Below are 532 nucleotides of genomic sequence, written 5' to 3'. Positions count from 1 at the left end.
GCACCCGAGGCGCGGGACCGTGCCCGCGCCGCCATGCTGCACCGCGACGGCCTGCGCGCGCTGCGCCCGCCCCGGGGTCAGACCGCCGATCCTGACCGCGCCGCCCGCCTGATCGAGGAGGCGGCGCGCCTCGGCGATCCCGACGCGCAATTGCTGCTGGCCGGCAGCCACCTTTTTCGCCCGGATGGCGGGCGCGACGTCGCGGCCGCGATCCCCTGGCTGCATCGTGCGGCGCATCAGGGGCAGGCCGAGGCGCAGTACCGCCTGGCGCGGCTCCTCGAAAGCGGGGACGGCACGCCGCGCGACGCCGGCTGGGCGGCGCTGTGGTTCCATCGTGCGGCCGAGCGGGGGCATCCCGAGGCCGCCTTTGCCTTCGCCATGCTGCAGGTCGCGGGCGAAGGCACCGCGCGGGACGAGGCGGAGGCACTCGCGCGCATGGGGACGGCCGAGCGTCGCGGCGTTGCGGCCGCTGGCCGATACCGGCGTGCGCTGGCCGCCCGCGTGCCGGCGGCCGAGGCGCGCGGTGCCTTCG

The 532-nt window shown here is 78.2% G+C and carries 1 protein-coding gene; it reads left to right on the top strand.

What is annotated here, in order from left to right; genetic code table 11:
• A partial coding sequence (locus tag HW577_RS26305; RefSeq protein ID WP_198379001.1) for a tetratricopeptide repeat protein occupies positions 1-532 on the top strand: 532 nt, incomplete at both ends.

Origin of the sequence: Neoroseomonas rubea (assembly GCF_016106015.1) — a bacterium.
Lineage (GTDB): Bacteria > Pseudomonadota > Alphaproteobacteria > Acetobacterales > Acetobacteraceae > Neoroseomonas > Neoroseomonas rubea.
Note: the sequence above shows the minus strand (reverse complement) of the source record. Positions and strands in the feature narration are given on the sequence as shown.